Annotated in this window: 22 protein-coding genes, 1 other RNA gene and 1 riboswitch; of the genes, 22 read left to right on the plus strand and 1 reads right to left on the minus strand. The window is 58.1% G+C overall.

The window, feature by feature from the left end; translation table 11 throughout:
• Positions 1-39 precede the first annotated feature (39 nt).
• From mfd to DWX75_RS06765, 14 genes are all read left to right on the plus strand, one after another.
• Positions 40-3,393, plus strand: a complete 3,354-nt coding sequence (gene mfd, locus DWX75_RS06700; RefSeq protein ID WP_118015565.1) for a transcription-repair coupling factor — start codon at positions 40-42, stop codon at positions 3,391-3,393.
• Positions 3,381-4,058, plus strand: coding sequence for an SAM-dependent methyltransferase (locus DWX75_RS06705; RefSeq protein ID WP_118015566.1), 678 nt, complete (start codon positions 3,381-3,383; stop codon positions 4,056-4,058). The genes mfd and DWX75_RS06705 overlap by 13 nt, the downstream gene beginning before the upstream one ends.
• A 156-nt stretch (positions 4,059-4,214) precedes the next feature.
• Complete coding sequence (locus tag DWX75_RS06710) at positions 4,215-4,490, plus strand: HU family DNA-binding protein (RefSeq protein ID WP_118015567.1); 276 nt, start codon at positions 4,215-4,217, stop codon at positions 4,488-4,490.
• Between the two features lie 88 nt (positions 4,491-4,578).
• Positions 4,579-5,346 (plus strand): SDR family NAD(P)-dependent oxidoreductase, encoded by a 768-nt coding sequence (locus tag DWX75_RS06715; protein WP_233519505.1) that lies wholly within the window; start codon positions 4,579-4,581, stop codon positions 5,344-5,346.
• Between the two features lie 39 nt (positions 5,347-5,385).
• Positions 5,386-6,522, plus strand: coding sequence for a glycosyltransferase (locus DWX75_RS06720; protein WP_118015568.1), 1,137 nt, complete (start codon positions 5,386-5,388; stop codon positions 6,520-6,522).
• Positions 6,523-6,601: 79 nt separating this feature from the next.
• Positions 6,602-6,907, plus strand: a complete 306-nt coding sequence (ftsL, locus tag DWX75_RS06725) for a cell division protein FtsL (protein WP_118015569.1) — start codon at positions 6,602-6,604, stop codon at positions 6,905-6,907.
• Between the two features lie 97 nt (positions 6,908-7,004).
• Positions 7,005-7,463: a S1 domain-containing RNA-binding protein gene (locus tag DWX75_RS06730; protein ID WP_118015570.1), complete on the plus strand. Its 459-nt coding sequence runs from the start codon at positions 7,005-7,007 to the stop codon at positions 7,461-7,463.
• Positions 7,464-7,560: 97 nt separating this feature from the next.
• Entirely contained in the window at positions 7,561-8,955 is a 1,395-nt protein-coding gene (gene tilS, locus DWX75_RS06735) for a tRNA lysidine(34) synthetase TilS (protein WP_118015571.1), read from the plus strand.
• Positions 8,942-9,487: a hypoxanthine phosphoribosyltransferase gene (gene hpt / locus DWX75_RS06740; RefSeq protein WP_118015572.1), complete on the plus strand. Its 546-nt coding sequence runs from the start codon at positions 8,942-8,944 to the stop codon at positions 9,485-9,487. Before tilS ends, hpt begins: the two co-directional genes overlap by 14 nt.
• 43 nt (positions 9,488-9,530) lie before the next feature.
• Positions 9,531-11,519 (plus strand): ATP-dependent zinc metalloprotease FtsH, encoded by a 1,989-nt coding sequence (gene ftsH, locus DWX75_RS06745; protein ID WP_118015573.1) that lies wholly within the window; start codon positions 9,531-9,533, stop codon positions 11,517-11,519.
• A gap of 109 nt (positions 11,520-11,628) precedes the next feature.
• Entirely contained in the window at positions 11,629-12,612 is a 984-nt protein-coding gene (locus DWX75_RS06750) for a biotin--[acetyl-CoA-carboxylase] ligase (protein WP_118015574.1), read from the plus strand.
• 22 nt (positions 12,613-12,634) lie between these two features.
• The gene (locus DWX75_RS06755) at positions 12,635-13,432 is read left to right on the plus strand and encodes a type III pantothenate kinase (RefSeq protein WP_118015575.1); all 798 of its coding nucleotides are present in this window, start codon (positions 12,635-12,637) and stop codon (positions 13,430-13,432) included.
• Positions 13,429-14,394: a tRNA dihydrouridine synthase DusB gene (dusB, locus tag DWX75_RS06760; RefSeq protein WP_118015576.1), complete on the plus strand. Its 966-nt coding sequence runs from the start codon at positions 13,429-13,431 to the stop codon at positions 14,392-14,394. The genes DWX75_RS06755 and dusB overlap by 4 nt, the downstream gene beginning before the upstream one ends.
• 5 nt (positions 14,395-14,399) lie before the next feature.
• A complete protein-coding gene (locus tag DWX75_RS06765) occupies positions 14,400-15,788 on the plus strand; it encodes an aminopeptidase (protein WP_118015587.1) in 1,389 nt (462 codons plus the stop codon).
• Between the two features lie 94 nt (positions 15,789-15,882).
• On the opposite strand, the gene deoD is transcribed toward DWX75_RS06765, so the two are convergent.
• Positions 15,883-16,593, minus strand: a complete 711-nt coding sequence (gene deoD, locus DWX75_RS06770; RefSeq protein WP_118015577.1) for a purine-nucleoside phosphorylase — start codon at positions 16,591-16,593, stop codon at positions 15,883-15,885.
• 265 nt (positions 16,594-16,858) lie between these two features.
• Here deoD and rnpB point away from each other — a divergent pair.
• From rnpB to codY, 8 genes are all read left to right on the plus strand, one after another.
• Positions 16,859-17,216, plus strand: an RNA gene (gene rnpB / locus DWX75_RS06775) — RNase P RNA component class A.
• A gap of 159 nt (positions 17,217-17,375) precedes the next feature.
• Positions 17,376-17,542: riboswitch (cyclic di-AMP (ydaO/yuaA leader) on the plus strand.
• A 17-nt stretch (positions 17,543-17,559) separates the two neighbouring features.
• Positions 17,560-18,210: a C40 family peptidase gene (locus tag DWX75_RS06780; RefSeq protein ID WP_369974338.1), complete on the plus strand. Its 651-nt coding sequence runs from the start codon at positions 17,560-17,562 to the stop codon at positions 18,208-18,210.
• A 282-nt stretch (positions 18,211-18,492) separates the two neighbouring features.
• Positions 18,493-19,590 carry a DNA-processing protein DprA gene (gene dprA / locus DWX75_RS06785; RefSeq protein ID WP_118015579.1) on the plus strand — a complete coding sequence of 366 codons (1,098 nt, stop codon included), beginning with the start codon at positions 18,493-18,495 and terminating at the stop codon, positions 19,588-19,590.
• Complete coding sequence (topA, locus tag DWX75_RS06790; RefSeq protein ID WP_118015580.1) at positions 19,553-21,880, plus strand: type I DNA topoisomerase; 2,328 nt, start codon at positions 19,553-19,555, stop codon at positions 21,878-21,880. Before dprA ends, topA begins: the two co-directional genes overlap by 38 nt.
• Positions 21,881-21,891: 11 nt before the next feature.
• Positions 21,892-23,229 (plus strand): methylenetetrahydrofolate--tRNA-(uracil(54)-C(5))-methyltransferase (FADH(2)-oxidizing) TrmFO, encoded by a 1,338-nt coding sequence (trmFO, locus tag DWX75_RS06795; RefSeq protein WP_118015581.1) that lies wholly within the window; start codon positions 21,892-21,894, stop codon positions 23,227-23,229.
• Positions 23,230-23,261: 32 nt separating this feature from the next.
• Positions 23,262-23,807 carry an ATP-dependent protease subunit HslV gene (gene hslV, locus DWX75_RS06800; RefSeq protein WP_118015582.1) on the plus strand — a complete coding sequence of 182 codons (546 nt, stop codon included), beginning with the start codon at positions 23,262-23,264 and terminating at the stop codon, positions 23,805-23,807.
• On the plus strand, positions 23,807-25,210 hold the full coding sequence (gene hslU / locus DWX75_RS06805) for an ATP-dependent protease ATPase subunit HslU (protein WP_199497540.1): 1,404 nt from the start codon (positions 23,807-23,809) through the stop codon (positions 25,208-25,210). Before hslV ends, hslU begins: the two co-directional genes overlap by 1 nt.
• Positions 25,211-25,403: 193 nt before the next feature.
• Positions 25,404-26,183 (plus strand): GTP-sensing pleiotropic transcriptional regulator CodY, encoded by a 780-nt coding sequence (gene codY, locus DWX75_RS06810; protein WP_118015583.1) that lies wholly within the window; start codon positions 25,404-25,406, stop codon positions 26,181-26,183.
• The last annotated feature ends 88 nt before the right edge of the window (positions 26,184-26,271 follow it).

The following is a 26,271-nucleotide window of genomic DNA, read 5'->3' on the forward strand; positions in this document are numbered from 1 at the left end:
GACCCGGTTTTCCGGGTCTTTTTGTCGTGAGGTGTAAGCATGAACGCATTATTCGCCGCCATGATGCAGGACCGTGTCCTGCAGAACTTGCGCGATTACATAGGAGGAGGCCCGTCGGAGGTCCTGGTATACGGCCTGGGCGGCTCTCAGAAACACACGGCCTTTGCGGCCTGTTATGCGAACCGGCCGCAGATGACGGTCATCCTGGTGCACAGCGCCGCGGTGCTTTCTGACTGGCGGGAGGACCTTTCACTGCTGCTGCCCGGCGTGTCCGTCGTCGAGCTGCCCGAGCTCGATACGATGGAGGTCAAGGCAGAGGCCAGGAGCCAGGAGCGCGCTGCCCGCCGCATGGAGGTACTCGGCAGGCTCGTGCGCGGTGAACCGGTCATCGTGCTCGCGCGCGCAGCCTCTGCCGTACAGAAGGAGATGAGCCGCAACGAATTCCAGCGGCTCTCCCTCACGCTCAAGATGGGCGAGGTCCTGCCGCGCGAAGCACTCATGGAACGCCTTGTGCAACTCGGCTATGAGCATGTCGAGGAGGTCGAGAGCATCGGGCAGTTCTCTGTGCGCGGCGGCATCGTCGACGTTTTTGCCATCAACGGGCAGGCGCCCGTGCGCATCGAGTTCTTTGATGACGAGATCGACTCAATGCGGGAGTTCAACCTCGACACGAAGCGCTCCGTACGCAACATCGCCGATGTCACCATCATGCCGCTGGCACAGACGGATGCCGTCGGCCGTCCGGAGCTCTTCCTCAACTATCTGGAGGGGAAGGGTACGGTCATTTTCGACGAGCCGGCGCGCATCCGCGATGAAATTCGGACCATGGTCAAGGAGAATCCGGAGATACAGGACAAGATCTTTGCCTGGGAAGATCTCCTCTCCGCAGCGCGCGGCAACCGTCTCGTCTATTCCTCCCTGATGCTGCAGCAGATTCCGGGCGCAGAGCCGCAGGAGACGCTGGGCATCACCGTGACGACGATGACGCCGTTCCAGCGCCAGATGGATCTCCTCGAGAATGAAGCCAATCGCTGGCTTTCCCAGAAGCAGCGCGTGCTGCTTCTGGTCGGTGACAAGGAGAAAGCCAACAGCCTGCGGGAGTTCTTCGCACACAGGCGCCTGCCATCCCTCATCGGCAGGCTCGAAGATCCCTTGCGCGACGATGCCCTGAACATTCGCCTGGGTTCGCTGCTCACGGGCTTTGAGCTCGTTTCGGCCCGTCTCGTCGTCGTGACTGAGAAGGATATCTTCGGACGCCATAAGCGCCGCACGGTCCGGCGGCCGCAGAATGCCGGCGAACGGATTACGCATTTCCGGGATATCAAGCCCGGCGATTACGTCGTCCATGAGAATCACGGCATCGGCAAGTACCTGGGCGTCGAGACGCTGGAAGTCGGCGGCATCCACAAGGACTATCTGCACATCAAGTATGGCGGCGATGACAAACTCTTCGTCCCGACCGACCAGGTCGGCCTGCTGCAGAAGTACATTGGTGCGGAGGGGGAAGTGCCGCGCCTGCACCGCATGGGCGGCACGGAATGGGTCAAGGCCAAGGCCAGGGCCAGGAAGTCCGTTGAGGACATCGCGCAGAAGCTCATCGAGATCTATGCCAAGCGCAAGGATGCGAAGGGTTTTGCCTTTGGCCCGGACGACAGCAGCCAGCGGGAGTTCGAGGAGACGTTCCCCTATCAGGAGACGGAGGATCAACTGCGCGCCATTGCGGAAATCAAGGCCGACATGGAGAAGCCGCGGCCGATGGACCGCCTGCTCTGCGGCGATGTGGGCTTTGGCAAGACGGAAGTTGCGATCCGTGCAGCTTACAAGGCCGCGATGAACGGCAAGCAGGTGGCCGTGCTCGTGCCGACTACGGTCCTCGCGCAGCAGCATTATCAGACGTTCACGACGCGCTTTTCAGGCTTTGCGCCGGTCGTCGATGTCATCTGCCGCTTCCGCACGTCGAAGCAGCAGAAAGAGACGATGGAGAAGGTGCGTCTCGGGCAGGTGGATATCCTCATCGGCACGCATGCCATTCTCAACCAGAAAAAGATACAGTGGAAGGATCTCGGCCTGCTGATCGTCGATGAGGAGCAGCGATTCGGCGTGCGGCAGAAGGACAAGATCCGCAGCCTGGCCGCGGGAATCGACGTGCTGACGCTTTCCGCGACGCCAATCCCGCGCACGCTCCACATGTCTCTCGTCGGAGCGCGTGACATGAGCATCATCGAGACGCCGCCGGCAGAGCGTTTCCCCGTGCAGACGTATGTGGTGGAAAATGATGATACGGTCATCGCCAATGCCATCAAGCGTGAGCTGCGCCGCGGCGGCCAGATCTATTTCATCTACAACCGCGTCGACACGATTGACCGCATGCGCGACCATTTGCAGGCTCTCGTGCCGGAAGCGCGCATTCAGACGGCCCATGGACAGATGCCGGAAGAAATGCTCGAGCACGTCATGATGGACTTCTATGAAGGCGATTACGATATCCTGCTGGCAACGAGCATCGTCGAGAACGGTCTCGATGTCGCGAATGCCAATACGATCATCGTTTACAATGCCGATCGTTTCGGTCTCTCGCAGCTCTATCAGATGCGCGGGCGCGTCGGGCGTTCGCATCACATGGCTTTTGCGTATTTCGTCTATCAGGCGGACAAGATCCTGACCGAGACGGCGGAAAAGCGCCTGCAGGCCATGAAGGAGTTTGCTGAGCTAGGGGCGGGTTTCAAGATCGCCATGCGCGACCTGGAGATCCGCGGCGCCGGCAATCTGCTCGGTTCCCAGCAGCACGGCCATATTGCCAGCGTCGGCTTTGAGATGTACTGCAAGCTGCTCGAGGAAGCCGTTGAGAATCTGCGTCATGGCAGGAAGGTGGAAGAAGCGCCGCCTGAGCCTTTGATCGATCTGCAGACGGAAGCCTATATCGACGGTGATTTTATCAGTGATGCGATGCACAAGATTGAGATTTACCAGCGCATTGCGGCCATCCGCCACAACGAGGAGCTGCGCGCTCTGCTCGATGAACTCATCGACCGTTTCGGGGAACCGACCAAACCCGTCATGCACCTCCTCGAGGTCGCACGCATCAAGAATTATGCACGCGACCTCTCTGTACGCTCCATTGTGCAATTGCCGCAGGCCCTTGATATTTGCTTCCTGCCGGGCAGGAAGCTGCCGGCCAAAGCGATGCTGGAACTCTCGAAGTTCTTCGGCCGGCGCATGCGCAGCCTGCCGGATAAGAACGGTATTCGCTTCACGGTCGACGAGCACAACCGGAAGAACATCACGAATTTCGTCACGCGTGTCCTGATGATGGCCGCCGGCGATGAAACGGCCATGAAGACGATGCAGGCCAAGATACAGAAGGGAAAGGAAGCACAAGCATGTCAAAGATAACGGTTGTCGGGCTCGGCCCGGGCCGCCCCGGACTCATTACCATGGAATCCTGGCAGCTCATGAAGGAGGCGCAGCATCTCATCCTGCGCACGCGCATTCACCCCACGGTGGCAGCGCTTGAGAAAGAGGGACTGTCCTTTGCGACGTATGATGATTTTTACCAGGAAGCACCGGATTTTGAAACGCTCTATCGAACGATTGCCGACGACCTGATGCAGCGTGCCCGCAAGATGGGGAATCTCGTCTATGCGGTGCCCGGCAGCCCGCTCGTGGCAGAGCGCACGGTCGTCCTGCTGCGCGAGCTGGCGGCAGGCTCCGATGTGGAGGTCGAGATCCTGCCGGGCATGAGCTTTGTGGAGGTCCTCTACACGCGTCTCGGCATTGACCCGATCGACGGACTCACGATCCTCGATGCGGAGGATGTCGGCACGCTCACGGGGTGCCCGGCGCAATCGCTGGTCATCACGCAGATTTACGATTCCATCATCGCCTCGGACACCAAGCTTATGCTCATGGAGCTCTATCCGGATGAGTACGAGGTGACGTACATCCACAACCTGGCTCTGCCCGATGAATCCATCCGCAGGATTCCGCTCTATGAGCTTGACCGGCAGCACGATGTCGATCACCTGACCAGTCTCTTTGTGCCGGCACCTCAGGAATAAGAGGCGGAATCCAGACGATTCCAGTGGTTATTTTTCCGAAAACCCTTGATTTTTCAAGGGTTTTCTGTTAAATTTTGATAAGCAGGCAGGAATAAGCGCCCTGTGTCGCGAATACCTGCCATCGTAAGCAAAACAACTTTTAAGGAGGCTACGATTGTGAATAAGACTGAATTGGTAGCTAGCGTTGCAGAAAAAGCAGGTCTGACGAAGAAAGATGCTGAGAAGGCTGTAAACGCACTGTTCGAGAGTGTACAGCAGGCACTGGTTGAAGGCGATAAAGTACAGATGATTGGCTTCGGCACGTTTGAAGTCAAGGAGCGTGCTGCTCGTACGGGCCGCAACCCGCGCACGAACGAGACGATCCAGATTCCGGCTTCCAAGAATCCGGTATTCAAGGCTGGTAAGGCTCTGAAAGATGCGGTCAATGCATAAGTTTGCTTGATTCATGGAGAAGCCGGGTTCCTTCGGGAGCCCGGCTTCTTGTTATACCTGCCGGTATTTTGGGTGAGGAGGAGCGATTTTGGAGCTTGGCTTACAGGGGAAACGCGTGCTGATATCAGGAGGGTCTTCCGGGATCGGCCTGGCGGCGGCCCGCCACTTCCTCGAGGAAGGTGCAAAGGTCTGTATCATGGGCCGCACGCAGATGCGCGGCGAGGCGGCGGTGGCCTTCCTGCAGCGGGATTTTCCTGCGGCAGAGGTATTCTTTGCTGCCGGCGATGTCAGGCGGCAGGAAGATGGGATTTCCTGCGTCCGCCAGATGATGGACCGTTGGGGAGGAATGGATGTCCTCGTCAATTCGGCCGGCATTTATCAGGAAGGGGCGCTTGACGACCTTACACCTGCGGAACTTGATGATATCCTGGCGACCAATGTCAAGGGGACGTTTTATCTGACGCAGGCGTCGCTTACCGCTTTGCGCAGCACGCGCGGCGCTGTCGTGAATGTTGCGTCAGACGCCGGTGTTCACGGCAATTATTTCTGCGCGGCCTATTGTGCGAGCAAGGGGGCCGTGGTGCTCTTCACGCGTGCACTGGCACTTGAGCTCGCGTCTTTCGGCGTGCGCGTCAATGCCATAGCACCTGGCGACATCATGACGCCCCTGACGCAGGCGCAGCTTCAGGGAGCTCCTGACCCGCAGCAGGCCCTGCGCGAGATGGCGTCGGTCTATCCGCTCGGACGCATCGGCACGCCGGAGGAAGCCGCTTCTCTCATCGTCTTCTTGGCTTCCGCCCGGGCAGGCTTCATCACGGGAGCGATTTATGGCGTGGACGGCGGACTGACGGCCTGATGCCGTTGTTTTGTAGTCAGGGGAAAAGGAGAGCATATCATGAATATCCTGATATTGACGGCTTCCATCGGTTCCGGTCATATCAAGGCGGCCGAGGCGGTGGAGACGGAACTTCGGCGCCTGCAGCCCGAGGCAGAGATCACGACGATCGATTTCATGTCGCGCCGCACGTCGCGCCTGCACTGGTTCATGAAAAAATTTTACCTCGTCATGCTGGCTTTCGTGCCCAATCTTTACGATGTCTTCTATCATCTGTCGGGGGGAGCATCGGGCGGACGTTTCGTGCAGGAGGCCTTCGCGCTGGTCATGAGCCCTGTCATGCGCCATCTTGCCAGGCGGTACCGGCCTGATCTCGTGCTCTGCACGCATCCGTTCCCGGAAGGTGCCGCAGCGCGTCTCAAATGCCATGGAGAGGCCGATTATCTGTTGGGGACGGTCATGACGGATTATTCGCTGCACCAGATCTGGCTTTATGAAGGCGTGGACTGCTACTTCATGGCGACGGAGGAGATGCGCACGGGCATGATGCAGCATGGCTTTCCTGAGGACCGGCTCGTCGCCGTGGGCATCCCGGTATCGGGCATTCTGCAGGAGATGACGGATAAGGAAGGTGTGCGCCGCGCGCTGGCCATTCCCGAGGGGCAGCCGGCTGTCCTGCTGATGGGCGGCGGCCTGGGGCTCGGCGGCATTGAAGAGAATCTCCGTGCGCTGGAGGCCATTCCCAGCCGGTTGACCCTGCTCGTCGTGGCGGGGCGCAACGAGCGGCTCCTGGGCAGAGTACAGGACTTTGCTGACGCCTCGCATCATCAGGTGCTCGTCTGGGGCTATACCGACCAGGTCCATTTCCTCATGCGCGGTGCCGATCTTTTAATCACGAAGCCCGGCGCGTTGACCATCAGTGAGGCCTTCGTGCTCGGACTGCCGATGCTGCTGCATGATCCCATTCCGGGGCCGGAGACGGAAAATGCCATTTATGCGACGCATCATGGTGCGGCGGTCTGGCTCCATCCCGGAGAGGACATCGCATTGGCCGTCAGGCGCCTTCTGCAGGGCACACGGCTCCAGTCGATGAGCCGTGCGGCAATCTGCTGCAGCCATCCGCTGGCGGCTGCAGCCATTGCGCAGCGCCTGACGGAGATGATGATGGCGCGGCCGCAGGAAGTTCGGCAGAAATAATGTTCGGAGTGCTTGCATTGCCCGCTGTTTCTCCGTATGATAAAGAGGAGACTTGCAGGAGTGGAGAGGAGAAGAGGTTATGAGGCCGAGAGAAAAACGGAAAAAAAGCTGGTTCAGCTGGTTTAATTTCCTGCTGATTGCCATCATCGTATATTTTTCGTCCATCCTGATATCGCAGCAGATCTATCTGAGCCAGGTCAATGAGGATCAGGCTGCGGCGGAGGCAAGGCTGGCAGCTGCACAGGAAGAACACGACAAGCTGGTCAAGGAGAAGGATGATCTGAGCCGCCTTGATTACATCGAGAAGATCGCACGTGAGCAGCTGGGCATGACGCGCAGGGGAGAACTGCCGTACAATCCGGGCAAATCGGTCGAAGGGAAATGAAGAGCCTGAAAAGACGTTCTTTCCTTGACACTCTTGAGCACGCAAGGTTATAATAAAGCGTGTATTTTCCATCGCGATTTAAGGAGGAAGAATTAATTTGTCCATTGAAGTCGGCAATGTAGTAGAAGGTGTTGTCACGGGCATCACGAATTTCGGTGCGTTCGTGGAACTGCCAGAGGGCAAGACCGGTCTGATCCATATCTCTGAGGTAGCGGATGTTTATGTAAAGGATGTCCATGATTTTCTCTCGGAACGGGATAAAGTCAAGGTCAAGGTGTTGAGTGTGGATGAGCGCGGCAAGATCGGGCTTTCCATCAAGCAGCTTCAGGAAAAGAAGCCGGAGATGCCTGCTCGCACGGGCAATTCTTCCTTCCGTCCACAGCGCCCGAACCGTGGACCGCGGGATTTCCGCAAGTCAAACCGCTTCAACAATTCTACGGCATCCTTTGAGGATAAGCTCTCGAAGTTCCTCAAGGACAGCGACGAGCGGCTGACGGATTTGCGCCGCAAGACGGATTCCAAGCGCGGAGGCCGTGGCTCCCGCCGCTCGGACTGATAATCGGTATGATCAAAGCACTCTTACGGGGTGCTTTTGTGCTTTATGATGAAAATGCCGGTGCCTGTTTGCACGGCCGGCGGATGGAGCGCAGGCAATGATCGGTAAGGTATTGGAGTATTGTGACAATCATGGCTTATTGCAGCCGGGCATGCACGTCCTGGTGGCCTGCTCGGGCGGCCCGGATTCCCTGGCCCTGCTCGATATCCTGCTACAGCTGCGCGCAATGCGCCGCCTGACCGTCACGGCGGCTCATTTTGAGCATGGCATTCGCGGGCAGGATTCGCGCGACGATGCGGCCTTTGTGCAGCGGTTCTGTCAGGAACGCGGCATTGTCTGCCTGACTGGAGCTGACGACGTGCCGGCCTTTGCCAGAGAGCGGGGGCTTTCCCTCGAACTGGCGGCGCGTACGCTGCGCTACCGGTTCCTCTGGCAGGCCTGTGATGAGGCGGGGGCAGATGTCCTCGCGACGGCGCATCATGCCGATGACCAGGCCGAAACCGTGCTCATGCGCATCCTGCGCGGCACGGGCCCCGATGGCCTTGCGGCCATGCGCCCCAAACGCGGGCGTCAGATTCGGCCGTTGCTCGGCACCTCGCGCGCGGATATTGAAGCGTATTGCAGGATGCGTCAGCTGACGCCGCGGCACGATGTGACGAACGATCTGCCGGACTGCACGCGCAACCGCATGCGCCTCCTGGTGCTGCCGTATCTGCGCGCGCACGCCAATCCCGAGGTTTCCCGGGCACTCTGCCAGCTGGCAGAGCTCGCGTCAGACGAGGACGATTATCTCGAAGCGGAACTCGCCGCTTCCTGGTCTCAGCTCAAGCCTCCGGGAGAGGCGGATACTCTGCTGCTTGCCCCGTTTGAGAAGCTTCATCCTGCCATGCGCCGCCGGGCGCTGCGCCGCTTTTTCCGGGAAGTTTCGGGCACGGTAAAGGACCTTGGCTTCCCACATGTCCAGGCGCTGGAACGCCTGGCGGCAGGCGGGAGGACGGGCTCATCACTTGCCCTTCCCGGCCGCTGGCAGGCGCATGTATCGTACGGCCGCCTCTGCCTGCGAAAACAGGCAGAACGGGCGGCCTGCGCGGAACCGCATCAGGCGGTGCCCGTAACCATACCGGGTGAAACGCATTTCGGTCCCTGGGTCCTTTCGGCCAGCCTGCTTGATGAACTGCCTTCCCGGACGAGGCCAATGGAGTTTTATCTGGACGCCGGGGCCCTCGCTGATGGACCGCTTTTCCTGCGGACGCGCCGGCCGGGCGATATCATGAGCCTGCCGGCAGGTCACAAAAAACTTAAAGATGTATGGATTGACGACAAGATACCGCGTGAAGCGCGCGACAGCATCCCGCTCCTGGCATCGGGCCGCGAGGTCCTCTGGGTGATCGGTCATCGGCGCGGCTCCCGGTATCCTGTCGCTGAAGATACTGGAAAAATCCTGTATGTTCGGCTAGAAAGAAGAGAGGATAAAGACCATGATGAAAGATGATATCGAGAAAATCGTATTCACAGAAGAAGAACTCAAGAAGCGCATAGCGGAACTTGGTGCTCAGATTACGGAAGATTACAAGGATGCCAAGGAAACGATTTACTGCGTCGGTATTCTCAAGGGTGCGGTGGTATTCTATACGGATCTCGTGCGCAGCATCAATCTGCCTGTGCATTTCGATTTCATGATTGCTTCGAGCTATGGCAACGGCACGGAAACGAGCGGTACGGTCAAGATTCTCAAGGATCTTGACTACGATGTGGAAGGAAAACACCTGATCATCATCGAAGATATCATAGACTCGGGTACGACGATGAATTACCTCATGAAGTATTTCCGCGAGCGCAAACCGAAAAGCGTCAAGCTTTGCTCCCTGCTTTCCAAGCCGTCCCGCCGTACGGTCGATGTGCACATCGATTACTGCGGCTATACGGTGCCGGATGAGTTCCTGGTGGGCTATGGCCTTGATTATGCAGAGAAGTACCGGAATCTGCCATATATCGGTGTGCTGAAGCCTGAGGTCTACGCATGAAGAACCGGTACGCCTCGACTCTGGAACGAAGGGGGACAATGGTTTGAATAAGTTTCTACGCAATGTAGGGTTTTATCTGCTCATCATCCTGGTGGCGATATCCATCATCGATTATTTCTCGACCAGGAATACGAACCGGCAGGAAGTGGAGTACACCCAGTTCCTGCATCAGGTGGATGAGGGCAAGGTATCCAAGGTGGTCATCATTCAGAACACCATCCGCGGCACGCTGTCGGATGGTACGGAATTCACGACCATCACGCCGGATGCGCCGAATAATGACCCGGATCTCTATCAGAAGCTCACCTCGAAGGGCATTGACATCGCGGCGGAGAATCCGCCGGAGCCGCCCTGGTGGTCGCAGATGTTCTCGTCTGTCCTGCCCATCCTGCTGCTCATCGGTGTCTGGTTCTTCATCATGCAGCAGACGCAGGGCGGCGGCGGCCGCGTCATGTCGTTCGGCAAGAGCCGGGCGCGCATGAGTGGTGCGGATAAGATCAAGGTCACGTTTCGCGATGTCGCCGGTGCCGATGAGGCCAAGCAGGAGCTCGAGGAGGTTGTCGAGTTCCTCAAGCATCCGAAGAAGTTCAATGATCTCGGTGCACGCATCCCGAAGGGCGTGCTGCTCTTCGGCCCTCCGGGCACCGGTAAGACCCTGCTGGCCCGTGCCGTTGCCGGCGAAGCCGGCGTGCCGTTCTTCTCGATCTCGGGTTCCGACTTCGTCGAGATGTTCGTCGGCGTCGGCGCCTCCCGCGTCCGCGACCTCTTTGAACAGGCCAAGAAAAACGCGCCGTGCATTGTCTTCATCGATGAGATCGATGCCGTCGGCCGCCAGCGTGGCGCCGGTGTCGGCGGTGGTCACGATGAACGCGAGCAGACTCTTAACCAGCTGCTCGTCGAGATGGATGGCTTCGCTGCCAATGAAGGCATCATCATCATCGCGGCGACGAACCGTCCGGATATCCTGGACCCGGCTCTGCTGCGCCCCGGCCGCTTCGATCGCCAGATTGTCGTGGACAAGCCGGATGTGCGCGGACGACTGGCCATCCTCAAGGTTCACACGAAGGGCAAGCCAATTGCCAAGGATGTGGACCTCGACATCCTCGCCCGCCGCACGCCGGGCTTTACGGGTGCGGATCTCTCGAACCTCGTCAACGAGGCGGCCCTGCTGGCTGCGCGTCGCAACAAGCATCAGATCGGCATGGTCGAGATGGAGGAAGCCATCGAACGCGTCATCGCAGGTCCGGAGCGCAAATCCCATGTCATGAGCGAAGAGGAGAAGCGCCTGACGGCTTATCACGAGGGCGGTCATACGCTGGTCGGCATGATGCTCAAACATGCGGACCCCGTGCACAAGGTCACAATCATTCCGCGCGGCCGTGCCGGCGGCTACACGCTGATGCTGCCGAAGGAAGATCGCAACTACGCGACGCGCTCGGAACTCCTCGATCGCCTCAAGGTGGCAATGGGCGGCCGCGTGGCGGAGGAAGTCGTCCTCAAAGAAATCTCGACCGGTGCATCGCAGGATATCCAGCAGGCTTCGCGCATCGTGCGCAGCATGATCATGCAGTACGGCATGAGCGAAGTGCTCGGTCCTGTCGCATATGGTGAGAGTCAGAATCATCAGGTATTCCTCGGCCGCGACCTCAATCATCAGCGCAACTACTCGGAAGAAGTGGCCAGCGAGATCGATAAGGAAGTCCGCAAGTACATGGAGGATGCCTATGAGGCATGCCGCAAGATCATCACGGAGAACCGCGATAAGCTGGAACTCATCGCGCAGGCCCTGATGGAACGTGAGACACTCACGGCCAAGGAACTGGAAGAACTCCTGACGACGGGGCATATCCATGATGAGAACGATGAGGATTCCGGAGAAAGCGACGGCCCGCAGAATGGAACGCCGGCCGTAACGCCGCTGCCTGTCACGGATGACGCGGAGCCTGCCGCAAAGGAAACGGCGGATGAACGCGATGAACAGCAGGCAAAGGATGCAGAACCGAAATTCAATGTGACGCATTACAGCAAATAAGGTGCAATTTTTGGCGAAGAACATGCCGGAAGGTGTGTCCTTCGCTTTTTTTATCACCCGTTACGGTGTATAATAAAACGATGTATTGAAGAATGGGGAGGTGGCGTATTTGCGCGCAAAAATACTTTCCCTGCTGCGCTCGGCAGGGGATTCCTATCTTTCCGGTGAAGAAATCGCAAAGCGGCTAGGCGTTTCGCGTACGGCCGTCTGGAAGCACATCCAGGAGCTCCGGGAGAGCGGCTACGATATCGTGAGCCATTCCCGCAGCGGCTATTCGCTGCGAGAGGCGCCGGACCGCCTGCTGGCGGAAGAGATCCGGCATGGTCTGCAGACACGGATTGTCGGCAGGGAAATCCATGCCTACGAGTCCATCGATTCGACCAACCTTGAGGCGAAACGGCTGGCTCAGAAGGGGGCGCCAGACGGCACTGTCGTGGTAGCCGAGGAGCAGGGCGCCGGACGAGGCCGGCTGGAGCGCCAGTTCTTTTCGCCGCGCGGCAGGGGCATCTGGTTTTCCGTGCTGCTGCGTCCTCCCTTCCTGCCGCAGGAAGCGCCAAAATGCACGCTGCTGGCCGCTGTGGCCGTGGCCCGTGCCATGAAATCCTTCGGCCTGCAGGCCGGGATCAAATGGCCCAACGATATCCTGTATCAGGGCAGGAAACTCGTGGGCATCCTGACCGAGATGAGTGCGGAGATGGACAGCATCAATTATGTCATCATCGGCACCGGCATCAATGTCAATATCGCGCAGGAAGAATTCCCCGCAGAGATTCGCGCCGTCGCGACGTCCCTGCAGGAGATGAAGGGGGAGAAAGTACCGCGCGTGCCGTTTTTCCGCGCAGTCCTGCACGAATTCGATGTGCTCTATCAGCTCGTGAAGGAACAGGGCTTTGACGGCGTTTTTGACGCCTGGCGCGAATTCAGCATCACGCTCGGCCGCGAGGTACGCGTCATCGGCGTCCGCAGCGGTGAGAGCTTTACGGGCAAAGCCGTCGACATCGATCCCGACGGCGCCCTGCTCGTCGATACGCCGGACGGCCGCCGCCGCGTGCTGGCGGGTGATGTGTCAATCCGCCCCAGTCATATGGAGTAAGAGTTCTACAGGAGGAATCCCTTTGTTATTAGTCTTGGATATCGGGAATACCAATATCGTCATGGGGACCTACGAAGGTCGCCAGCTCATGAAACACTGGCGCATCTCGACGGACCGCCAGAAGACCGGTGATGAATACGGCATGCTCATCAATGCTCTGTTTGCGTATCAGGGCATCAAGATGACGGATATCGAGGCCATCATCATTTCCTCGGTCGTACCGCCGCTTGTCGTGCCGCTCGTCAAGATGTGCGAGCGTTATTTCCGCCTGCGGCCGCTCGTCGTCGGCCCCGGCATCAAGACGGGCATCCGTCTGAACTATGAGAATCCGCGCGCCATTGGTGCCGACCGCATCGTCAATGTGGTCGGTGCCTATGAACAGTACGGCGGCCCCCTGATCGTCATTGATATCGGCACGGCGACGACATTTGATGTCGTGGCGGAGAACGGGGATTTCCTCGGCGGGGTCATTGCACCTGGCATCGGCACGAGTGCCGACGCCCTGTTCCAGCGCGCTGCCCAGCTGCCGCGCATCGAACTTGTGCCGCCCAAGCAGATCATTTGCCGCAACACGATACAGGGCATGCAGGCGGGGATCATCTTTGGTTACGTGGGGCAGATCGATGAGATCGTGCGCCGCATCAAGCAGGAAATGGGTGGCGAGAAGCCGGTCAAGGTCATCGCGACAGGCGGTCTGGCCCGCATGATCTCGCGCGAATCCTCGACCATCGATACCATCGACCATTTCCTGACATTGACAGGCCTGCGGGTGCTCTATGAACGCAATCAGGAACGTGTACAGGAGAGGCATAATAAATGAAAATCGGCAAGTTCCATTTTGATACGCCGGTATTCCTCGCGCCGATGGCCGGCGTGACGGATACGGCCTACCGCGTCATCGCGCACGATATGGGCTGCCCGCTCTGCTATGCGGAGATGGTATCCTGTCAGGGCATCCATTTCCGCAACGAGCGCACGCTCTCCATGCTGCAGTCGGAGCCGGAGGAGCGGCCGCTTGCCATGCAGATCTTTGCCAATACGCCGGAGATGGCGGCGGAAGCGGCCCGCTATGTCGAAGCGCTCGGCACAGCGGACATCCTCGATTTCAATATGGGCTGCCCGGCACCGAAGATCGTCAAGAACGGCGAGGGCTCCGCACTGATGCGCGAGCCGCGTCTGGCCTATGAGATCCTCTCGGCTGTCCGCAAGGCCGTAAAGATGCCGTTTACCGTGAAGATGCGCAAGGGCTGGGACGACGATCACGTCAATGTGATCGAGATGGCAAAGCTGGCGGAAGAAGCCGGCGTCGATGCCATCGCGGTCCACGGACGTACGCGCGAGCAGTTTTACCGCGGGCATGCCGACTGGGAAATCATCGGCCGTGTCAAGGAGAGCGTCAGCATCCCCGTCATTGCGAATGGCGATGTGCGCACGGAAGACGATCTCGACGAAATCCGCCGTGTGACGAACTGCGACGGTGTCATGATTGGCCGGGCCGCACAGGGCAATCCCTGGATTTTCCGGCAGCTGACGCATTACTGGAAAACCGGCGAGCGCCTGCCGGGGCCGACGATGCAGGAACGCGCGGAGGTGCTGCTGCGCCATCTCGACCTCCTGCTCCAATATAAGGGCGATTATGTAGGTCCCAGAGAGATGCGCAAGCATGCGACCTGGTACACGCGGGGCATCACGCATGGTGCTGTGCTGCGCGAGTTGTTCAACAAGGCGGTGACGCGGCAGGACTTTGTCGCGATCATCGATGCATATTTCAAGAAAGGATGATTTTCATGGCGGAAACGAAGAAGGTTCCAGTCTGGAATCAGTACAGCGAGGAGGAAAAGCAGGCACTCGAGAAACTCTGCACGGGATATCGTGAATTCCTGTCCACCTGCAAGACGGAGCGCGAGAGTGTCAAAGAAGCCGTGCGCCAGGCACGTGAGGCCGGGTACCGCGACCTCAAGGAAGTCATTGCCTCCGGCCACAAGCTGGAAGCCGGGGACAAGGTATATGCCGTCAACATGAAGAAGTCCATCGTGCTGTTCCAGGTCGGCGAGGCCCCGATTGCCTACGGCATGAATATCCTTGGTGCCCATATCGATACGTGCCGTCTCGATGTGAAGCAGAATCCGCTTTATGAAGATGGAGGCCTCGCGTATCTCGATACGCATTACTACGGCGGCATCAAGAAATACCAGTGGGTCACGCTGCCGCTGGCCCTGCACGGCGTCGTGGTGAAGCCGGACGGCAAGGTCATCGAGGTCTGCATCGGCGAGGATGAAGGCGACCCGGTATTCTGCGTCACGGACCTTCTAATCCATCTCTCACAGGAGCAGATGAAGAAGAATGCAGCCAAGGTGGTCGAAGGCGAGGACCTCGACATTCTCGTCGGCAATCATCCGCTTGCGGGTGAGGACAAGGAGGCCGTCAAGGCCGGCGTTCTGAAGCTCATCAAGGAGAAATACGATATCGATGAAGAGGATTTCGAGTCGGCGGAGCTGGCGCTCGTGCCGGCCGGCAAGGCGCGTGATCTCGGCTTTGACCGCAGCATGATCCTGGCTTACGGGCAGGATGACCGTGTCTGTGCCTACACGTCTCTGCGCGCGATGCTCGAGACGGAGTATGTGCGCCGTACGGCCTGCTGCCTGCTCGTCGACAAGGAGGAGATTGGCAGTGTCGGCGCTACGGGCATGCAGTCGCATTTCTTTGAGAATACGGTTGCGGAGCTCCTCAATGCTATGGGCGTGTACAGCGAATTGACACTGCGCCGCACGCTGGCCAATTCGAAGATGCTTTCGTCGGATGTCTCGAGTGCTTATGACGCTCTGTATGCCTCGGCCTTTGACAAGAAGAACGTGGCGTATTTCGGCCGTGGCATGGTCTTCAACAAGTTCACGGGTGCCCGCGGCAAATCGGGGTCGAACGATGCCAACGCGGAATATCTCGCGGAGCTTCGCCGCATCCTGAACAAGCATCATGTGCATTATCAGCTGGCGGAACTCGGCCGTGTCGACCTCGGCGGCGGCGGTACGATTGCCTATATCATGAGCCTTTACGGCATGCAGGTCATCGACAGCGGCGTGGGCGTCATCAGCATGCATTCCCCGTGGGAGGCCACGAGCAAGGTCGATATCTATGAGACGCGCAAGGGATATACGGCCTTCCTGCTCGAAGCATAAAGGCACTGTGAGAGGTATGACATCTCGGCTGTTCGTATAACAAAAAAGCCTGCATCATCCTGATCGGGATGATGCAGGCTTTTTATTTTGTATCTTAGTCTTCGATGGCCGTTTCGAGGGCAATCTTGATCATGTCGTTGAAGGACGTCTGGCGTTCTTCTGCCGAGCAGCTCTCGCCGGTCAGCAGATGGTCGCTGACGGTGAAGAGGGCGAGTGCCTGGACATGGAACTGGGCGGCAATCGTGTAGAGTGCGGCGGATTCCATCTCGACGGCGAGTACACCGTACTGGCGGAGCTTGTCGTTGTCAATCTCATCGTCGTAGAAGCGGTCTGCCGAGAGGATATTGCCGACCTTTACGGGCAGATTCAGGCTGCGCGCATTGGTGACGGCCTTCTCGAGCAGGCTGTAGTCGGCAATCGGCGCGTAGTTGATCGAACCGCCGAAGATGTTGCGGATGATCGAGGAGTCCGTGCTGGCCGCCTGGGCGATGAGTACGTCGCGGAGCTTCAGGTCCTTGTGCATGGCGCCGCAGGTGCCGACGCGGAAGAGTTTCTTGACGCCATATTCCTTGATGAGCTCATGGGTGTAGATGGAGATGGAAGGAATGCCCATGCCCGTGCCCTGTACGGAGACGGGGACGCCTTTGTAGGTGCCCGTGAAGCCGAGGATGTTGCGAACCGACGTGTACTGTTTCGGGTTCTCGAGGAAGTTTTCCGCGATGAATTTTGCGCGCAGCGGGTCGCCCGGCAGCAGGATGCGCTCGGCGATCTCGCCTTTTTCAGCAGCAATATGAGGTGTAGCCATGGTCATTCTCCTTTACATGTTCCGTGCAGATAAAATGCTATCTGTTCTGAAAATTTAAAACCTATGGCCTAATTATAAAAAAAAATAAGGAATAAGAAAAGCCCACCTGTCCCTTTTTCCCATGACGATTCCGCATGAATCCCGGTGTTATCCACGCATACATGTACAAAATCCCGCTGAATCGCTGTTGGATGTACAGCCTTGTAACGTTGAGACAAAAATTGACAAATCGATGAAAAATGTGTTATAATCCGAGATGTTGATATAAGTTGTCAGGACAATCGCGGCAGCCCTCGAGGCTGATGAGGAAAGTCCGGGCTCCATAGGGCGAGTGTGCTGGATAACGTCCAGCGAGGGTGACCTCAGGGAAAGTGCTATAGAGATTTAGACCGCCTGACTTGTCAGGCAAGGGTGGAAAGGTGCGGTAAGAGCGCACCAGCAGACCAGGTGACTGGCTGGCTTTGGTAAACCCCACACGGAGCAAGACCGAATAGGGAAGGGATGATGCGGCCCGCGGAACCTTCCGGGTTGAGTCGCTTGAGCCGGCAGGCAACTGCCGTGCCTAGATAAATGATTGTCACCGCGCAAGCGGAACAGAACTCGGCTTACTGATGACTTATAACACGATGCATGCAACGAGGCTGCCCCTTCTGGCAGCCTGTTTTCATGTCTGGGGGGAATCTGAAAACAATCTGAAAGAATTTCATACAAACGCAAAAAAGAATCATCAAGTGACAGGAATACGACGACTTTTGTCGTATTATATATATTAGAATTGGGTTTAACAGAATAAGCTGAGTCCAGCCCAGGAGCGGGGGAACCAAGTTTTTGGGGTGAACGTCTGGCTCACGGTGTCAGACCGCAAAGGTCTTCATGGTGAAAAAGGCGAGGGTGGTCTTCTCTACCCTAACCCGGCAGCTAACCTCGTAAGCGAAGAGAGAGAGGAGTGGCTTTTTGAGTAAAGCAATGCGTATTTTCGCACTATCCATGATCCTTATGTGCTGGTTTTCTGTGGCGGGGGCGTCAGCGTTCCGCGTCGGAGACCAGGGCAGCGATGTAGCAGAGATCCAGGGGCAGTTGGCCAGCCTGGGCTACGATGTCGCAGCAGATGGTGACTACGGTCCCGCTACGGCAGAAGCAGTCAAGGCCTTCCAGGTCACCCAGGGCCTCAGTGCAGACGGCCTTGTCGGTCCGTCCACCTATGCGGCACTGCTCGGCAAGTCCATGCCGGAAGTCAGCCGTGGCACAAACTACATCTCGCGCCGTGTCGTATCGGAGTCGATGAATTACCTCGGCGTGCCGTATGTATTTGGCGGCACGACGCCGAGCGGGTTTGACTGCTCCGGCTACGTCCGCTATGTGTTTGCTCATGCCGGCGTTTATCTGCCGCGCACGGCTGATGCACAGTATGAATGCGGCTATCCGGTGTCCACAGGTGAGCTCGTGGCAGGCGATCTCGTGTTCTTCTCCACGTATGAACCGGGTCCGTCTCACGTTGGCATCTACCTTGGCGATGGTGAGTTCATCAATGCCTCGTCGAGCCAGGGCGTGTCCATTGCTTCCCTGTACAGTTCTTATTGGGGTTCCTGCTATATTGGTGCCCGTCGCGTAATGTAATTTTTTCGGAGAGGGGCGGAAGTCTCTCTCCCTTTTTTTTCGGAAAGGATGAGAATGTTGGGCGATATCTTCCTTGTCTTCCTGATCCTCCTGATGATTGCTTACGCGTATTGGGATGAGCTCTTCACGGAGTGATACAGTCGGCCGTTCACTGGTATCCGGTGGATGGCTTTTCTTGTAGAGGAAACCGAAATTATTCTGAAATTTTCGTGTAAGCAGTTGCATATTGAAAGCTTTTTTTGTAAGATGATATAACGTACAGGTCAGGAAGAAGGCGATGGTATGGAATCGAAACAGGCTTTCCACTTGGCTGCGCTGGCGGAATGTCCCGGACTTGGCAGCCACCGTTTGAAACTCCTGCTGGAGACGTATGGAGATGCTGAGCTGATCTGGCACCTGCCGGCTGCTGAGCTTACGCGGCGCGTGCCGATGCCCCGGCAGCTCTGCGCGAATGTGAATGCGTTCCGGCGCGGTCATCCGGACCGTCCGGCTGAGCTTCAGGATCTCTGCACATCGCGGGATATCCGTCTTTGCACCATCGAAGATGAGGAATATCCCAATATATTGAAGGAAATTTTCTCGCCGCCGATGGTCCTCTACTATCGCGGGACGCTGGTGCCCGATGCCCTGCGCATCGCGATGGTCGGTGCGAGGCGCATGAGCCATTACGGGGAAGCGCTGGCCGTGGAATTCGGCCGGAAGCTGTCAGCAGCAGGCCTTACCGTCGTCAGCGGTGCCGCGCACGGTATCGATACCTGTGCGCATCGCGGAGTACTCGAAGCAGGCGGCCGGACGGTGGCAGTGCTCGGCTGCGGCGTCGATGTCGCTTATCCGCGGGAAAACCGCCGCCTGCTTCAAGCCATTGCCGAGCGCGGAGCGGTCCTGTCAGAGTACGCGCCGGGGACGCCGCCGCTGCCGGCCTTCTTTCCGGCCAGGAACCGCATCATCAGCGGGCTGGCACAGGGGACGCTCGTCGTGGAGGCTGCGCGCCGCAGCGGATCGCTGATCACGGCCGACCAGGCTCTTTCTGAAGGCCGTGATGTCTATGCGATACCCGGCAGTGTCTGTTCGCCGACGAGCGAGGGCTGTCACCATCTGATCCAGCAGGGCGCCAGGCTCGTGACGCGTCCCTCTGATATCCTGGAGGACTGCGGCGTCATGCCGCTGGCCCCGCGCAGGACGCAGAAGCAGATGACGCCGGAGGAACACCGGATTTACCAGGTCCTGTCGTTTGACCATGCCTTGAGTATGGATGAGATCATCCTGAGTCTTCCCGATGGGGAGATGCCGAATTTATCCTTTACGCTCCTCAATATGGAGCTGAAGGGCCTGATTATCGAAAATGAATTGCATGCTTATCGGCGTGCTGAGAGGGAGTGAAGGTTTGGCTGCAACGAAAGCAAAGACCACAACATCAGCTAAAGCAAAGTCAAGATCCAAAGCAAAGACCAAAACGAAGAAGACGCTGGTCGTCGTCGAGTCGCCGGCCAAGGCTAAGACCATCGAGAAATACCTCGGCAGGAAATACATGGTTCGCGCTTCGATGGGACATCTGCGCGATCTGCCCAAGAGTCAGTTTGGCATCGACGTAGAGCATGATTTTGCTCCGAAATACATCAATATCCGCGGCAAGGGCGACCTCATCAAGGCACTCAAGAAAGACGCCAAGAATGCCGATAAGATCTATCTGGCAAGCGATCCGGACCGCGAAGGAGAAGCAATCGCCTGGCATCTGGCCTTCATCCTCGGCATTGACCCGGCCTCTGACTGCCGCATCGTCTTCAATGAGATCACGAAGCCGGCCATCCAGGAAGCCGTCAAGCATCCGCGCAGCATCAATCTTGACCAGGTCGATGCCCAGCAGGCACGGCGCATGCTCGACCGCATCGTCGGCTATAAATTGTCGCCGCTCCTCTGGCGCAAGGTGCGCAAGGGCCTGTCGGCCGGCCGCGTGCAGTCCGTGACGGTGCGGCTCATCTGTGACCGTGAAAAGGAGATCCAGGCCTTTCAGTCGGAGGAATACTGGTCTGTCGGCGTCAAGCTGCGCAAGGGCCGCTCGGCGATGTTCCAGGCGGAACTCACGCAGGTCGACGGCAGGAAACTCGGCGTCAACGAAGAGGGCGGCAAGAAATTCGCCCTGCACAGCGAGAAGGAAACGACCGCTCTGGTCGAAGATCTTTCTCAGCAGGATTTCGTGGTGGCTGGCGTGAAGCGCAGCGAGCGCAAGCGCAAGCCGTCGGCGCCGTTTACGACGAGCTCCCTGCAGCAGGATGCGGCGCGCAAGCTCGGCTTCACCTCGCGCAAGACGATGATGCTCGCCCAGCAGCTCTATGAGGGCATCGAGCTCGGCCGCCATGGCGCGACGGGTCTCATCACCTATATGCGTACGGATTCCACGCGCATCTCGGAACTTGCTCAGCAGGAGGCCAAGGAATTCCTGACGGAGTCCTTCGGCGAATCGTATGTGCCGGCGAAGCCCAATATCTACGTGACGGGCAAGAAGGCGCAGGATGCCCATGAAGCCATCCGCCCGACGAGCCTGCAGCACACGCCGGAATCCCTGGAGAAATATCTCAACAAAGATCAGCTGCGCCTCTATACGCTCGTCTGGCAGCGGTTTGCCGCCAGCCAGATGACGCCGGCTGTCTATGATACCATGAGTGTGACCATTGGAGCCGGCAGCCGTTACCAGTTGCGGGCAGCCGGTTCCCAGCTCAAATTTGCCGGTTTCACGAAGGTGTATGCCGGCGCCGATGCGACAAAGAAGGAAAAAGATGTCCTGCTGCCGGATCTTGCGGAACAGGATGAACTGAACCTGGCCAAGACACTGCCGCAGCAGCACTTTACGGAACCGCCGCCGCGCTACAACGATGCTTCGCTCGTCAAGACGCTGGAGGAAAAGGAAATCGGCCGTCCGAGCACGTATGCGCCGATCATCGAGACGATCCAGGCCCGCGGCTACGTGCAGCGCATCGACAAGCATTTCCAGCCGACAGAGCTGGGCTTCGTCGTGGTCGATATGCTGGAAACGTACTTCAAGGACATCGTCGATGTCAAATTCACGGCCAATCTCGAGAACGAGCTCGATGAGATCGCCGAGGGCAAGGTTGGCAAGAATCAGCTGTTGCGCGAATTTTACGGCCCCTTTGAGGAGACGCTCGAGGAAGCGGATAAGGCCATCGGCCACGTGGAACTGCCTGTTGAAGTCTCGAATGTCAAATGTGAGCTCTGCGGCCGCATGATGGTGGTCAAGCAGGGGCGTTTCGGCAAGTTCCTGGCCTGCCCGGGCTTTCCCGAGTGCCGCAACACGAAGCCGCTGTTGCGCGATACGGGCGTCAAGTGCCCGAAGTGCGGAGGCAGCATCGTGGAACGCCGTACGCGGCGCGGCCGCGTCTTCTACGGCTGTGAGAATTACCCGGACTGTGACTATACGACCTGGGATACGCCGCAGAAGGAAACCTGTGAGAAATGCGGGTCGTTCCTGCTCAAGCATCATTTCAAGAATGGCCGCGGCATGCTCTACTGCAGCAACGATGCCTGCGAGACGCGCATCGACCATCCGATCAACAAGGAGCTGGAGAAGATGCGCCAGCGGGCTGAGGCGAAGAAGAAGCGCGAGGAAGAGAAGGCTGCTGCCGATGCATCTGCAGCAGGAAACGACAAGCAATAAGGGAAGATAATATGAAACATGTCATCATTGTCGGGGCCGGCCTGGCTGGCTCTGAAGCCGCATGGCAGGCGGCACAGCAGGGGGCGGACGTCACGCTCTATGAGATGCGTCCCGTGAAATCGACGCCCGCGCACAAGACGGCAGGCTTTGCGGAACTGGTCTGCAGCAATTCCCTGCGCGGCGCGGGCCTCGAGAATGCCGTCGGCGTGCTCAAGGAAGAGATGCGCCGCCTTCACTCCATCGTCATGGAAGCCGCGGATGCCACGCGCGTGCCGGCCGGCGGTGCACTGGCCGTCGACCGCCACGGATTCAGCGACTACATCACGCGCAGGGTGACGGAGCATCCGCGCATCACGGTGCTGCACGAGGAAGTGACACAGATTCCCCTGCAGGAAGATGCCGTCACGATCATCGCAAGCGGCCCGCTGACGGCAGGCCCGCTTGCCGAGGACATCGCGGCGCGTACCGGCGGTGACTCTCTGTATTTCTACGATGCAGCAGCGCCGATTGTCAGCCTGGAATCCATCGATATGACGAAGGCTTACCGCGCTTCCCGCTATGGAAAGGGCGAGGCGGCCTACATCAACTGCCCGATGAACAAGGAAGAGTACGAGGCCTTCTGGCAGGCGCTGACCACGGCCGAAAAGGCGCCGACGAAAGACTTTGAGAAAGAAAAGTTCTTTGAAGGCTGCATGCCCGTTGAGGTCATGGCCAGCCGCGGCATCGATACGCTGCTCTATGGCCCGCTGAAACCCGTCGGCCTTGAGCATCCGGAGACGGGCGTGCGGCCCTATGCGGTCGTGCAGCTGCGCCAGGACAATGTCAGTGCGACGCTTTACAACATCGTGGGCTTCCAGACCCATCTCAAGTGGCCGGAGCAGCGGCGCGTCTTTGGCATGATCCCGGGACTCGAACATGCGGAGTTCCTGCGCTACGGCGTCATGCACCGCAATACATTCCTCAATTCGCCGCGCCACATGCTGCCGACCATGCAGTTCAAGGGCATCGAAAATCTGCTGTTCGCCGGTCAGATGACGGGGGTGGAAGGCTATATCGAATCAGCTTCTTCGGGCCTCGTCGCCGGCGTCAATGCGGCGCGGCTGGCCCGCGGCGAAGAGCCTCTCGTATTTCCTGAGGAAAGCTGCCACGGCGCACTCTGCCATTACATCACGACGAGCGAGGCCAAGCACTTCCAGCCGATGAATGTCAATTTCGGCCTGCTGCCGCCCGTGGCGACCCGGGATGCCAACGGCCGCCGCATCCGCGACAAGAAGATGAAGAAACAGCTGCTGGCTGAACATGCGCTGGCAGCGATTGAAGCGTTCAAACCACAGGTCTTTGGCTGCTGAAGCGGCTGAGAGCCCAGAAATGAGGAGATCGTATGAGTGAAGTACAATTCCATGCCACGACCATCTGCGCCGTGCGCAAGAATGGCAAGACGGCCATTGCCGGCGACGGCCAGGTCACGTTTGGTCAGAATACCATCATGAAATCAACGGCCCGCAAGGTACGCCGAATCTACCACGGCAAGGTGCTGGCCGGTTTTGCCGGTTCCGTCGCCGATGCCTTTACGCTGTTTGAGAAGTTCGAAGCCAAGCTTGAGGCCTATAACGGCAATCTGACGCGTGCTGCCGTCGAGCTCGCCAAGGAATGGCGCACGGATAAGATGATGGGCAAGCTTGAAGCCCTGCTGCTGCTGGCCGATGCCAATACGCTGCTGATGCTTTCCGGCAATGGCGAGGTCATCGAGCCGGACGGCGACGTCGCCGCCATCGGGTCGGGCGGTTTCTTTGCGCTGTCGGCTGCGCGTGCGCTCGTCAAGCATACGGATATGGAGGCCAGGGACATTGCCAAGGAAGCCCTGTCCATCGCCGCTGACATTTGCGTCTACACCAATCACAATATCAGAGTGGAGGAACTGGACTGATGGAAAATCGTATCGAGACTATCGGCGTCAATGAGCAGACGCCGCGCGAGATTGTCGAAGAACTCAATCACTACATCGTAGGTCAGGATGAAGCCAAGCGTTCCGTTGCCATCGCGCTGCGCAACCGCTGGCGCAGCCGCCAGCTCACGGGCAGCATGAAGGAAGAAGTCATTCCGAAGAACATCCTGATGATCGGTTCCACGGGTGTCGGCAAGACGGAGATCGCCCGCCGCCTTGCCAAGCTCGTCAAGGCTCCGTTTATCAAGGTGGAAGCGACGAAATTCACGGAAGTCGGCTATGTGGGCCGCGATGTCGAATCCATCATCCGCGACCTCACGGAAACGGCTGTGCGCATGGTGCGCCAGCAGCGCCTGGATGCCGTGCAGGACAAGGCGGCAGAACTCGCCGAGGAACGCATCCTCGATGTCTTCGTGCCGGAACCGAAGAAGTCCCAGAATCCGCTGGGCCGTCTTTTCGGCGGCGACGAGGAGCCGGAGGAGAAAAAAGAGGGCGAGCCCAAGTACCAGGCCGGCCGCGAGTGGGTGCGCAAGCGCCTGCACAAGGGCGAGCTTGAAAAGGAGCTCATCGAGATCGATGTGGAAGAATCCGGCCGTCCGATGATCGGCATGTTCGCCGGCTCCAGCCTTGAGGGCATGGGCGACAATCTCCAGGACATGCTCGGCAACATCATGCCGAAGCGCCACAAGAAACGCAAGGTCAGCGTCGAGCAGGCCCGCAAGATCTTCACGCAGGAAGAGGCGGGCAAGCTCATCGACATGGAGGCCGTGGCGGAAGAGGCTGTGCGCCTCACCGAGTACAGCGGCATCGTCTTCCTCGACGAAATCGACAAAGTCGCCGTCAAGGGGGCAAGCTCGGGGGCCGATGTTTCGCGTGAGGGCGTGCAGCGCGATATCCTGCCGATCGTCGAGGGCTCGCAAGTCTCGACGAAATACGGTCAGGTGCGCACGGACCACATCCTCTTCATTGCGGCCGGTGCCTTCCACATGGCGAAGCCGTCGGACCTCATCCCCGAGCTCCAGGGCCGTTTCCCCATCCGCGTCGAACTCAAGTCCCTGCGCAAGGAAGATTTTGAACGCATCCTGACGGAACCGCAGAATGCACTGCTCAAGCAGTATGAAGCCCTGCTGGCAACGGAAGGCGTCAGCCTGACCTTCCAGCCGGAGGCTGTCAGCCGGATTGCGGAACTGGCCTGCGCTGTCAACGAGCAGGCCGAGGACATCGGCGCCCGCCGCCTGCACACACTGCTCGAAAAGGTGCTCGAGGATGTCAGCTTCCGCGCGCCGGAACTTGAGGACAAGCATGTCGTCATCGATGCGGCCTATGTGGACCAGCGCCTGTCGGATATTGTCGTGAACCGCGACCTTTCTCAGTTCATTCTGTAATGGCAAAGGAGGCAGGGATGCAGCCAGCGATGATGTTGCTTGTTGTATCCTGCATCCTTTTTTGTTTCTTTTTCGTGAAATTCTTGAAAAATTCTCGGATACATCTTTGACTATTTTGAAAAGTGTGATAAAATAAGGGTGGAAAAATTTTATCGGAACTGAATCGTGGCAATGTATCAAAGGAGAATACGTTATGGCATCTTTATTGGAGAAAACTCGTAAAATCAATCGTCTGCTGCAGCGTTCGGAGAATGTGGAATACGATGGTATTTCGCGTGTCCTGAGCAATGTGCTCAATGCAAACGTCTATATTACCAATAAAAAGGGCAAGATTTACGGTTACGCATTTGTCGATGATTTCGAATGCGATCTGATGATCGATAAGGTCATTGACCGCGGCGAATTCCCGAAGCACTATGTCAACTGGCTCATGCGCATGGATGAGACGAATGCCAATCTGCGCTCGAAGACCGGTATGTGTGCTTACGAGGAGAACACGAAGTGCCTGTTCAACGGCAAGAATACGACTATCGTGCCGATTTACGGCGTGGGTGAGCGCATCGGCACGCTGATTGTCGCAAAATACGATGAGGAATTCACCGATGACGATTTACTGCTCTGCGAGTACGGGGCAACTGTAGTCGGCATGGAGATGCTGCGCGATCATGCGGAGAAAATCGAGATCGAGGCCCGCAAGAAAGCCACGGTGCAGATTGCCATCAACACGCTTTCGTTCTCGGAGCGCAAGGCGGCCTTTGCCATCCTCTCCGCGCTCGACAGCACGGAAGGCCTGCTCGTCGCCTCGAAAATCGCCGATCAGGTCAAGATTACGCGCTCGGTCATCGTCAATGCCCTGCGCAAGTTTGAATCGGCCGGCGTCATCTCGTCGAAGTCGCTCGGCATGAAGGGCACGTACATCAAGGTCCTCAATGAGTACTTGCTCGATGAAGTGCAGAAGCTTCGCAACGAGTGAATGCCAGTAAATAAAAACGCTGTCTCAGTTTTTGCCTGAGACAGCGTTTTTTATTGTGCGCCGATTAGGCATGACAAAACCCCCAGTT

The sequence above is a fragment of the Mitsuokella sp. AF21-1AC genome, from assembly GCF_003458855.1.
GTDB lineage: Bacteria > Bacillota > Negativicutes > Selenomonadales > Selenomonadaceae > Mitsuokella.